Annotated in this window: 15 protein-coding genes; 3 read left to right on the top strand and 12 right to left on the bottom strand. The window is 43.3% G+C overall.

Annotation, left to right across the window (positions count from 1 at the left end):
• Window positions 1-81: 81 nt before the first annotated feature.
• A complete protein-coding gene (locus tag F6J94_RS22625; RefSeq protein WP_293025551.1) occupies window positions 82-666 on the bottom strand; it encodes a PAP/fibrillin family protein in 585 nt (194 codons plus the stop codon).
• 73 nt (window positions 667-739) lie between these two features.
• Here F6J94_RS22625 and F6J94_RS22620 point away from each other — a divergent pair, with 73 nt between their 5' ends.
• Window positions 740-961: a DUF3134 domain-containing protein gene (locus F6J94_RS22620; RefSeq protein ID WP_293025549.1), complete on the top strand. Its 222-nt coding sequence runs from the start codon at window positions 740-742 to the stop codon at window positions 959-961.
• Between the two features lie 412 nt (window positions 962-1373).
• Window positions 1374-3341 carry an ATP-binding protein gene (locus F6J94_RS22615; RefSeq protein ID WP_293044352.1) on the top strand — a complete coding sequence of 656 codons (1968 nt, stop codon included), beginning with the start codon at window positions 1374-1376 and terminating at the stop codon, window positions 3339-3341.
• Here F6J94_RS22615 and F6J94_RS22610 read toward each other — a convergent pair.
• The 4 genes from F6J94_RS22610 to F6J94_RS22595 are packed head-to-tail and all read right to left on the bottom strand — an operon-like array spanning window position 3317 to window position 4330.
• The gene (locus F6J94_RS22610) at window positions 3317-3559 is read right to left on the bottom strand and encodes a hypothetical protein (protein ID WP_293044350.1); all 243 of its coding nucleotides are present in this window, start codon (window positions 3557-3559) and stop codon (window positions 3317-3319) included. The genes F6J94_RS22615 and F6J94_RS22610 overlap by 25 nt on opposite strands.
• 4 nt (window positions 3560-3563) lie before the next feature.
• Window positions 3564-3896: a type II toxin-antitoxin system HicB family antitoxin gene (locus tag F6J94_RS22605; protein ID WP_293044348.1), complete on the bottom strand. Its 333-nt coding sequence runs from the start codon at window positions 3894-3896 to the stop codon at window positions 3564-3566.
• Window positions 3893-4147 carry a type II toxin-antitoxin system HicA family toxin gene (locus F6J94_RS22600; RefSeq protein WP_293025542.1) on the bottom strand — a complete coding sequence of 85 codons (255 nt, stop codon included), beginning with the start codon at window positions 4145-4147 and terminating at the stop codon, window positions 3893-3895. The genes F6J94_RS22605 and F6J94_RS22600 overlap by 4 nt, the downstream gene beginning before the upstream one ends.
• 36 nt (window positions 4148-4183) lie before the next feature.
• Complete coding sequence (locus F6J94_RS22595; RefSeq protein ID WP_293044346.1) at window positions 4184-4330, bottom strand: hypothetical protein; 147 nt, start codon at window positions 4328-4330, stop codon at window positions 4184-4186.
• Between the two features lie 189 nt (window positions 4331-4519).
• Between F6J94_RS22595 and F6J94_RS22590 the strand changes: the two genes are divergently transcribed.
• Window positions 4520-5860 (top strand): DUF4157 domain-containing protein, encoded by a 1341-nt coding sequence (locus F6J94_RS22590; protein ID WP_293044343.1) that lies wholly within the window; start codon window positions 4520-4522, stop codon window positions 5858-5860.
• A gap of 312 nt (window positions 5861-6172) precedes the next feature.
• On the opposite strand, the gene F6J94_RS22585 is transcribed toward F6J94_RS22590, so the two are convergent.
• The 7 genes from F6J94_RS22585 to F6J94_RS22555 form a co-directional block, all read right to left on the bottom strand.
• The gene (locus tag F6J94_RS22585) at window positions 6173-6553 is read right to left on the bottom strand and encodes a hypothetical protein (protein ID WP_293044341.1); all 381 of its coding nucleotides are present in this window, start codon (window positions 6551-6553) and stop codon (window positions 6173-6175) included.
• 39 nt (window positions 6554-6592) lie between these two features.
• Window positions 6593-6922 (bottom strand): hypothetical protein, encoded by a 330-nt coding sequence (locus tag F6J94_RS22580; RefSeq protein ID WP_293044339.1) that lies wholly within the window; start codon window positions 6920-6922, stop codon window positions 6593-6595.
• A gap of 179 nt (window positions 6923-7101) precedes the next feature.
• On the bottom strand, window positions 7102-7896 hold the full coding sequence (locus F6J94_RS22575; RefSeq protein ID WP_293044337.1) for a DUF3598 family protein: 795 nt from the start codon (window positions 7894-7896) through the stop codon (window positions 7102-7104).
• A 77-nt stretch (window positions 7897-7973) separates the two neighbouring features.
• Window positions 7974-8489 (bottom strand): hypothetical protein, encoded by a 516-nt coding sequence (locus F6J94_RS22570; RefSeq protein WP_367142256.1) that lies wholly within the window; start codon window positions 8487-8489, stop codon window positions 7974-7976.
• A gap of 104 nt (window positions 8490-8593) precedes the next feature.
• Window positions 8594-8869, bottom strand: coding sequence for a DUF3598 family protein (locus F6J94_RS22565; RefSeq protein ID WP_293025531.1), 276 nt, complete (start codon window positions 8867-8869; stop codon window positions 8594-8596).
• On the bottom strand, window positions 8866-9141 hold the full coding sequence (locus F6J94_RS22560) for a hypothetical protein (RefSeq protein WP_293025529.1): 276 nt from the start codon (window positions 9139-9141) through the stop codon (window positions 8866-8868). The genes F6J94_RS22565 and F6J94_RS22560 overlap by 4 nt, the downstream gene beginning before the upstream one ends.
• Window positions 9142-9308: 167 nt before the next feature.
• Window positions 9309-10478, bottom strand: coding sequence for a hypothetical protein (locus tag F6J94_RS22555; RefSeq protein WP_293025527.1), 1170 nt, complete (start codon window positions 10476-10478; stop codon window positions 9309-9311).
• Window positions 10479-10972: the final 494 nt, after the last annotated feature.

The following is a 10972-nucleotide window of genomic DNA, read 5'->3' as shown; positions in this document are numbered from 1 at the left end:
TTACTCCCTACTCCCTACTCCCTACTCCCTACTCCCTACTCCCTACTCCCTACTCCCTACTCCCTACTCCCTACTCCCTACTCATTTCTTGGTTAACACAAACACACTCCCCTGATTCCCCCGTCCAATGCGCAGGTCATCGTCAAGATAGGTGATCTCTAACCAACCCTGTTGGTTGTCCCTATTGATGGGAAAGTCAATAGCTGGGAACTTTTTGCCAGCTTCGATTTGCTCAATGAAATCATTGGCAGAGCTATAGCTCAGGAAGCTTTGTAGGCCAATGATAGACCTCTCGAACCTAACATTAACCCGGCATTGAGATACTGGCTCGAAACTAGCACAAACACTGACAACACCTTCGAGATAGGGAATACCAGATAATTCAGCTATGTTGTAAATTTTAGTATCTGAGGTACGAACACATTGGTAGATTTGACCCAGTTGTACCAAGGGAAATCCGTCAAGATTCAAAAGTTCTTGACTCGTAGTATATAGCAGACGCCAGTTACCATCTAGCAAGTCTTGCGCCTCAAGGGGTCGAGGGGTGGGGTTTCTCCCTTCCAGTTGGGTAACTGCTGCGAGTATTGCTGTTTTATCGGTTTTGCTTGCTAAGAGACCACGATTCTTTCCTGCGATCGCTTCTAAGAGTTCCGCCTTGCCAATCATAGGATTTCCTCTAGCTGACTGCTAGACTCAAAGTTAAAGGTTTTCACCTCGTCCATATTAGCTGAAGAAGCCTATGTACAATCCTGCTCTACGTGAACTACATCGTGATCAACTCGCTGAGGTCATTCCCCTTAAGCAAGAAACTTCCCTTTTAGATTGGTTAGAGTCTAATAATCGCCTGATCCCACGGGAGATTTTAGAGGAAGAAAATCCCCTAGGTGATGACGTAGAAATCTCTGAACTGATGGGGGTAGAGGACAATAACTACGAGGAGGAGGAAGAAAGTTTGAATTAACACTAACTAGTTTGACCAAATAGTCTAGTTTTCCCAAATAGTTTTAGCCGAATTGGAACCGAATGGCAATCAGAAATGATTCACAATGTAACCGTTGCTGAATCATTTCTGAAATTATTTTTCATAAACTAAATTATAGCAAAAAACAACAAGGTTTTGAGCAACTAATTAATTCATTAGCCATGAATTTACTGAGCCGATGTTCACTATTCTTGGTCACTCTACTTCAATGGCATCTATCCTTTCATTGATGTCTCTAGTGGTCCAAGCCTACTGCTGAGTTCGATTCCACCTGGGGAAAAGGGTTTCTCAGTCCCGAACAATTTCTCAAAATTGTCTACACTGACCTGAATTCCAAAAGTAATAAGTTTTGAGTCATGCTGTATGAGTAATTCACCCTTAGATCGCTATCATGAGTCGGGGAGACTACTGGTTAGAACGTAATGAGAACTACTTAGCCAAGGCACTGGATTGGCTGCGTCTGCGTTTACAACAGCTGGCTGGAAAAGAAGTCATAGATACAGACATAGAGCAGGCTTATGGTGCAATGGAAACCGTTGCAGCCATAGAGCCATACCCGGCCTTGGTGTATTTAAGTCAGCGGTTTGGACTATCCCCTTTTGAACAAGGGGTGTTGCTGTTGTGTGCGGGGATGGAACTGGATACCCGCATTGCTGGTTTATGTGCTTTGGCTCAAAACGATGGACAACGTCCCTATCCCACCTTTGCTTTAGCGCTTTCCCTGTTTGACCAACCGGCTTGGCATGTAGTTTCACCGGAACGTCCCCTGCGTTATTGGCGATTGATTGAAATTAACCAGGTAGGATATCAACCTTTAATTACTAGTGCCATACAAGCTGATGAGCGAATTGTCAATTACCTCAAAGGCTTAAATTACTTAGATGACCGACTGGGAACCTTAGTAATGAGGGTGGAACGCCCCACAGGTAACCTACCTCCTTCTCAGGAAACTATTGTTAAAAAAATTATCAACAACCTCAAACAAGCAAGCTCTGCACCCCATTTACCCATCATTCAGTTGTTGGGTACAGATAGTCCTAGTAAGGAGCTAATTGCTGGTCATACTGCTGCCGCTCTTGGTTTGCAACTGTATCGCTTACCATCGGGGTTACTACCGACCCCAGCCGCAGAATTGGAAACTTTCTTGCGATTGTGGGAGAGGGAAAGTATTTTGATGCCAGTGGTGCTTTACCTCGATGCCCAGGAACAGGAAAAATCCGCAACTACTGGTTCCGCTTCACCACTCCACCGATTTTTATCACGGTACCACAGTTTGTTGTTTCTCGATACCCAGGAAGCGCGATCGCATTTAAGTAGAGCCAGTGTTACCCTTGATATTACCAAACCCACCGCCCCAGAACAACAAGCAGCTTGGAGCAACTGTCTTGGTGATGCTGGCTTAACAGAAAGTCCCTCCCTTTTAGCCAGTCAGTTTAATCTTAACCTATCAACTATTGAGCAGAATGCCCGGTTAGCACTGGATGAAAAGGTAACAGATAGGGTCGAATTCCATACTCGTCTTTGGCATGCTTGTTTACTTAGCACTCGTCCGCAATTGGATAACTTGGCGACTCGCATCGATGCCAAAGCCACTTGGGATGATCTAGTTTTACCAAAAGAAGAAATGGGCTTGCTCCATCAAATTGCTGACCAAGTTAACCAACGTCGTAAAGTCTATGAAAATTGGGGATTTCAACGACGGATGAATCGGGGAATGGGTATCAGTGCCTTGTTTGCTGGGGAAAGTGGGACCGGAAAGACGATGGCAGCGGAAGTGATTGCTAATAATTTACAACTAAATCTTTACCGCATTGACCTGTCAGCAGTGGTAAGTAAATATATCGGCGAAACAGAGAAAAATCTGCGACGTTTATTTGATGCTGCAGAAGATGGTGGGGCAATTTTATTTTTCGATGAAGCAGATGCTCTATTTGGTAAACGTAGTGAAGTAAAAGACAGTCATGACCGCTATGCTAATATAGAGATTAATTATCTATTACAGCGGATAGAATCTTATCGGGGATTAGCAATTTTGGCAACCAATATGAAGAGTGCTCTAGATCAAGCATTTCTACGGCGACTGCGGTTTATCATTGAGTTTCCCTTCCCTGGTAGGTTGCAACGTAAGCTGATGTGGCAGAAAGTTTTTCCAGAGGAAACACCTTTAGAAGAATTAGATTATAACCGTTTGGGGCGATTTAATCTTACCGGTGGTAGTATTAATAATATTGCTCTCAATGCAGCTTTTTTAGCAGCCCAGGCAGGTACCCCCGTAACCATGGAATTGGTATTGGCAGCCACACGGACGGAGTTTCGCAAGTTAAACATACCAATTTATCCAGAGGATTTTAGGTTATAGGCCGCAAGTGTTGAATCGGGAATCGGGAATCGGGAATCGGGAATCGGGAATCGGGAATCGGAACCCACCCCTAACCCCTCCCAGGAGGGGTTAGGGAATCGGGAATCGGGAATCGGGAATCGGGAATCGTTCCTGTAGGGTTGGCAGTTTCTGTAGGGTGGGCAGTGCATGAGTGCGATCGCTCCCACTCCGCCGCCTTTCGGTTGAAGCAGGGTCAAGCAGTTATCTCAGATACTGCTCAAGTGCCTCTGTCACTAGGTGGTTCAAGTTTATCCCTCGTTCAATAGCTGCGTATGCAGCACGTCGATGAAGGTCGGTTCCAGGTCTGATGTTAAAGCTTCCCTTGAAAGGCTTTTCCGGTTCTATCCCTTTGAGTTTACAAAGCTCTAGGTAGTCATCCACTGCTTCGTAAAAACTGGCCCGAAGAGATTTAACATCCTGACCTTCATAACTGATCAGGCTACGAATATACTCTACTTTCCCGTAGAAAATCTCATCCTCATCATTATAATTGACCGAGCCAAGGTATTCCTTGTATTTCATAAAGTTATTCATAACAATCCTTCGTGCCTAAGAATATCGATCGTTTGCTCAATCTGATACATCTTGAGTGTGTTGTGAGGATGAGGCTTGTGCAGAGCGATCGCCACGCCATCAGAGTTAATGAATCGTCGCCTTGAACCGCCTGTTTTTCCAGCTTTGACCTCCTCAAAGCCGAGTCCGGACAAAAGCTTGGTCAATTCATCCCAAGTAAAACCCTTCGGCTTACTTAGAAAACGTTTTATCAGCTTTTCTTGTCGAGTCATCTTGACACCCCATCTAGTGATTAATTATAAAAGGCATTACCCGAACATGCAACTAAATTTAGTTACAGTTAACCGCCGCACTAGATTGGGAACATAATTGAACGTGAGATCAATCAGTCGGGCAAAGTCTTCAGGAATAGCAAATCGTTCCTGTAGGGTGGGCAGTGCTTGAAACAGATACATTTGCTGGCAAAGGGCGAAGGTAAGCACTGCCCACCGGAAGATTAATCACTAGAGTAAAATCTAATCCCAAAACCCCAAATCCCTTCCCCTTGACCGAGACAACTAGTGCGAAGTTTAATGTAACTAAGAGTATCAAACCGGAAAACATGGGTATAAAAAATGCCCAATCTATGGACGGAGGACTGGTAAATGAAGCGTCAGGGATTAACTAAACATCAGCAACAGTCCCAGAGTGCATCCCATCCCAGTAGTGGTTGGTTACAGCGAGCGGCAGTGCGTTCGGTGCCAGAAAAACAGGTAAACTCCGACCTTGATAGGGCGTCTGGTTTGAATCGTAGCTTTGTAAATGTGCCTGTGGGTGGGAATGGATTACCGGTAGTGCAGCCGAAGTTAACCATTGGTGCAGTTGGGGATAAGTATGAGCAGCAAGCGGACAGGGTAGCCCGTCAGGTGGTGAGTCAGATTAATGCCCCTGGTGCTGGGGTTAGCAGTCAAGGAGAGACTGTTCAGTCGGGGGAAGGGAAAGAAATCCAGACAAAGCAAGAGAATCAGAGGCTACAGAGAGACGAAGAGACGGTAGTTGACTTGCAGTTGAAGCCTTTGGTGCTCCGTCGGAAAGCCATTGGAGGTGGCGCAGCATCACCTGAGTTGGAATCAGCCCTATCCCGTGCCCGGGGTGGTGGCCAAGCTTTGGATGCGGGTCTACAACGGTCGATGGGGCAAGCGATGGGGGCGGATTTTAGCCGAGTGAAAATCCACACAGACCGTCAGTCGGACACACTGAATCGCTCCCTCCAAGCCAGAGCATTTACCACGGGAAATCACATCTTTTTCAAGAGAGGGGAGTATAATCCATCACATAAAGGTGGACAGGAATTGATTGCCCATGAATTAACTCATGTAGTCCAACAAGGAGGCTCGACGGCGAGTATTAGCGAAGGGCAAACAATCCAGCGGACGGTGGTCACCCTACCGGTGCATGACGACGAAGTGAACGCAGGCCGACGTATCTATGGTCCAAATGACAACTATCATCAAGATGTGAATCTAGACTGGTGGGTGGATATAGAGACAGCGGACTATCCCCACATGTTAGGAACGGGCATAACGACGTACACACAGGACATAACAGCAAACAGAGGAAGAGACCTAGGAGCGGGGTATGCCGCCCACCAAGGCGATGGTAGTGCTCGTGTCTTTGGACCAGACCCGGATTTCGGTGCGAGTATCGGGTGGCACTATGGCAATAAAATGTTTACGTTCAGTGCGATCAGAGGCGGGATATTAGCGTTGAACAGAGCGCAGTTCCTGGGGAATCGAATGAGAGAGACATCTCCGCAGCATATATCATCCCATGATCCAAACCAGCAATTACAGGGGGCGCACGCTCATGTCTACAATGCTAATCAGGCTCAATTGGAACGGTACTTAAGGCAAGTAATCAACCGTTGCGCGCAAGACCGCGCATGTATTCCACCACATATGGCGGCAAATAAAGCCCAGGAGATAAGAAATTATTTCGGAGTATAGCAAGTCAACAACAGGGCGTACGCTGATCTTGTCGGGTGCGTTAAGTGCGATCGCTCTTGGAACTACTGTCAGTGCGATCGCCTGATCTGGTAGGGTGGGCAAATGGGCATCAGAGCTGATCAAATTATCAAATTCTCAAAATTTGCCCACCCTACCCCTACTGGCACTCGGTACATTCATCCCAAAAATTTACCCAATTATGAGCGTACAAACCAATGTAAAAACTGGACGGTGCGCGCACCGCTATGTCTTCGCTCTTTTCCCTTGGCTTATTTCACAGGACCGATGTACTTTTGTATTCCTTAATCTAGATTAACTTTTTTTGTTGCTAATATCTGCTGCTTCATTAAACGTATAATTATCCCAAACATTTGTCCCATCAGCTCCAGGTTTTTGAAAGACATAGGGGCGGTTAGGCATCGATTTAAAATAGTCTTTATCAAACCACCAATAACCTTTTTGTTTAGGTTGTTGAATTTGGATAGAACCAGTATTTTCATCAACTACAATTAAGTGTCCACTGAGTCCATAAATTACTTTTCCGGGAAAAATATTACGACGAGAAACTGTATGATATGGCGGTTTCATAATCCCACGATAAAATTGATCCCGTTCCTGAGGGGGAATACCTGCCATTGCGTCTTTTAATGCTCTTTCTGTGGAATCTGTTCGATATAACTCAGCTAATTTCATCGGATCAGTTTCCGCTTCATGATGATTCCTTTTTTGATTTTATAAGACAATATCCCAAGGCACAAATATGGTTTCTATTTCACAAATATGGTTTTGTAATTGTTTGATAATTTCTGCTTCATTATTGACAGGGGTATCATTGAGCAGCTTTAACATTATCAAAAAAATTCGCTCTCCTTTATTAAGGTTTTCACTGTTGTTAATTTTATCAAAAATTTTCTGTATTCTTTCTTTGCTAGCCGAAGGAATATTTTTTTGTAACCCATCCCAATCAACATTACTATCCAAGGAAAGATAACGTTCTTCCAGCATAGTTGCTGTTTTCATCCAAATATCATATCGGGGATCGACAAACTTATTTAAATTCATTAGCTTAAGAAAACTCTAGTAAATGTAACAGGGAGTAGGGATTAGGGAGTAGGGAGTAGGGAACAAAAATTATCACAATTCATTTAGTATCCCTATTTTATTTTGGTTTTCGTCAAAAATATGCAGGATGATACCTAAATGATGCCAAATCCAAATCATTAGGGATAGTGCTCTATAGTTTAAAGGTGCAATAGTTCGAGCGTCAAGCCAGAAAAGGCTCCATAATTATCATAGTTAACGCTAAGTTGTTGCAGTTGGGAATCTGTCACTAGCCAATTTGCCGCAATGGTAAAGGAAGTGCCAATACTGACTTGAGTAGGACAACTCAGAGAAATACCATCAGGGAAAAAGAACATTTTGTTTCCTGCCAAGGGCCAGTTTAGTTGAGTTGCTATTGGGTCAGAAACCTTTAAATCTGGGGTCATGGTAACAGAAGTTCCTTGCCAGTTACCACTCAGATTTCTCTCAGGTAAGAGATTGATTTCCTTTGACCAATAGTTACTGGGGAAGTCTGCTGCATCTTCACGGATACTCACTATCCGCATCAAACTGCCATTAGTATCATAAAGAATTGGCACACTATGTCTTATATCTTCATGTTTGAAGAACAATTCAGCCGGTTGAAAGATCGAACCAGGTTCTAACTGTTTAGCTGACCATGTAGCTGCACCTTGTTCAAAGAAAAATGATCTCATTGACGGAAATGCTGGGTGAACCATTCCATCAGGTAACACCTTATCCTGTTTCTTAGACTGCCATTTTTTTTCTTCTATCCTACCGTCAGCGTATATATAACGATTAGTGTGATAAAGTTCTGTTTGTTCTGGATTGCTGCGGAAGCTTCTTAGACTTTGAAATGATTCTATTATCTCTCCTTCAGGAGAATACCTTGTCCAAATACCATGCCACTCCCGCAAATGGTTTTCCGTGAAGTTTTTCCAGTTTTGCTCTTTTAATTCCATATAATTAGTCACCGGATCATGAGTTTTTTTCGGATTGTGTGTTTTTGTGTTAAAATTTTGTTATCCCTAATCCCGAAGTTTGCTATCTATCAGTAATCAAGCGATCGCTTTTTTTGATCCTGATCCTGATTGTGCCCATTGTTGTTATTAAATCTAATTATAATCCAGTTTATGCGATCGCAAAAAAAATTGCAATAAATAGTTGAAGATGTTATCTCATGAAATTCATTAGGGAAAAGTGAGAGAATTTCCTGGTTATAGTGACGGATTCCCCTTTTTAAAAGACCGGGATTCACTAACGAATCCGTGATTATAAGAGATTCTATATCATAGGCATACCTTTCTGGGAGACTAACAGTCACTCCATTCGAGAAGCTGACTATAATATTTTCCTGGGCTAATTCATCTATAGGCTTCCACTGACAATCACTGGTAGTTGCGATAATTAAGTCTGGGGTTATAGTGGAAATCATACTCCCCTTCCAATTGTCAGAAGAAGTATAGTCTATCTCTTTAGGCTCTCCTCGAAAGAAGTCTAGTGTCTCCCAGATAGAGGTAACATGATGTAATGAGCCATCTTCGAGATACTTACAGCCGCCACTCACTCCTAACCTTTCGTGCTTGAGGCATGTCTCAAAATAATATAACTGGCCCCGCTCAATCTTAGGTGTGTATCCCCAAGTCCAGCTATAGTCTAAGAAGGGAGTTGTTAGCTTGCCTTTTTTGTAAGGACCAAATGTTCTAGACTCACTCCTACCATCTTCATATCGATAGCGATGCAGCGCCGCCAAAGGGGGTTTCCACGGGGCAAACAGCGGTGCGGACGCAGGTTCCGCACACAGACCCATGCGCCATGAGCGACTGCATCAAGACAACGTTCTACTAACTCCCCATTCCCTGCCAGCCGAGTCCATATGCCATTCCAATCACCAATAGCCTGAATTTCTAAGAATTTTTCCCAGTTCTGAGTTAAGAAATCACTCATCTAGAACCTCCTGTGTTCCATTGCCAAAAACCTGAGGATTGCATCCACAAGCATAAGCAAGAGTTCCACCCAGCGCAAATCCGTTGCGCACTCCACTCTGTTTCACCAAAATGCTCCAAGACCGATTCCGGTAATAATCCTCGTGCCCCTTGGGCGATAAACTGCTTTGCGGTTTCAAATTTAGGCAGGGAGCACGGAGCAGGGAGTCGGAAAGCGCACGCCCTGGGAGTCGGGAATCGGGCAGAAGTAGTTTTCGATTCTTGTTTATGCAAGCCTTTTGCCTGACAAGTGCCCAGAAGTATATGTTTATCGTAATTCCTGCTCTGTGTCTTGATGAAGTTGTTTAACAAAAATGGTATAGAGATATCAGTTATTTTGGGTAACGTTTATTACTCAATTCAACACTTGTGGTCTAAGCTCTTTGGAATGCTAAATAATGCTAAATATTTAAACAATCTTCAGAGGCTAGCATTCCCAAAGGGGGGATAAAGAGATCAGAATGGAGTTGAACGTCATAAGGGAGGCCATGGTCTTCATTATCTGGCAAGATTGCAGTACGATTTACCAGACTTAAACGGGTATTAACAGTATGGTAATCTTCTGGGGTGAATTTATATAGCGGTTTGCCATATTTAATCAGAAACCAAGCCATCAGACTCAATTGACGGTACATCGTCGCATCATAGCAACGCCCACTTTGCCCCAGACTCCCCCCGTCTCTTTTTGTTTGTGGGTTAACTACTTGGGCAACTTTATAGTTACCTTGCTGGGAAAGGGCAACCCAATCTGCCGCAAAAAGCTGCCACACCGTTTCCATCCCATAAGCGATCGCAAAAGGAATATGCTCGACTAGCATATCCCATCTCAACATTGTTTCACCAGTTAGAGACCAGACGAGCCGATCAAAATGTTTAGCATAGTGGCAACCAAGTTCGTTTTCATGTCGCCAGGGATCGCGCATCACAAAAAGATAGTGATTATCCCTGAGTGTATTGTTTTGTGCCGTGAGCAGAAATAGACGCTCTTGATCTGGAAAAATAGCTTGGGCATATCCCAAATAGTGAAGTGGTCGATATTGGGTAGCGTTGATATCAACATCAAGAACAAATAGATCTTTGAGTGTCTGCCATTGCTGAACATATTTCAAGTAAGCAAAAGCTATCGCAAAGGCTCTTCCTTTGCCTTTATGTTTGGCAAGATCGACTGCAAAGCGCGAGTGAATGCGCTCTAGGTTAAATAAATCAAGCATAGCTGCTTCGTTGAGAATCACGCAGCCTTTTTCCTTCAGCCCCAAGTGATCCACGACAGCTTGCGCTCGCGGTGAATGTATCACGACAATTCTCTCTAATGCAATCCCCCAGTTTAGGCAATAGTTCAAAGTTTCGGAAAAAGTATCCTGTTCCCGCTTAGAGCCAAGAGGTAAGAGCAAACCTACGGTTGGCGAACGAAAATAGTCCTCTAGCATTTTATGCTTAACCGTAATATCCGCAAGAGTGGGTGTGAAAAAACCACCTAGACAGTCCTGTCGTTTGACAGCAATCACGTTGGGAAAATCATGAACTGTTCTCCTTTGATTAATGTTTTGTGACATACTTGCTTTTTTTGACATAATTTTCATACTTCGAATGGTATTATACAGTGTTAAAGCCCGAAAAAATTTTTTTTGACATAATTTTACATCAACCCTTTACTAGTCTTTTATCACCTAGTTTTACAAACTGTAACTCAATCCCTTAAGCTACAAATAATTTAACCACCAATACTTATGCTGACTTTTGAAATTAGCAAACCAATGACATATACAATCAAAAATTATAATTAGCCATATCATAATCAATGGCTTAAGAAATGGATACCAAATCCTTAGTTATGGGTTGGGCTTTTGTGTTAGGATTAGAATCATATAAAGTCATGGTTTTCCAGTTTTTCAGGTGTGCCATAGCATCTTAATAAGCTCAACTATAGCATTTCCCAATAAATCATAAAACCCAATGCTGATTTATAAGAACAGGAAAAAATTATCGGTTCTCTTTCCTAGTTTTATCTATTGTCTATTCCCTATTGCCTATTCCCTATTGCCTAAAATCCACAACTTATCTACCA

Source organism: Moorena sp. SIO1F2, assembly GCF_010672755.1.
Classification (GTDB): domain Bacteria; phylum Cyanobacteriota; class Cyanobacteriia; order Cyanobacteriales; family Coleofasciculaceae; genus Moorena.
The sequence above is the reverse complement of the archived record's forward strand: the minus strand, read 5'-3'. Positions and strand labels throughout refer to the sequence as shown.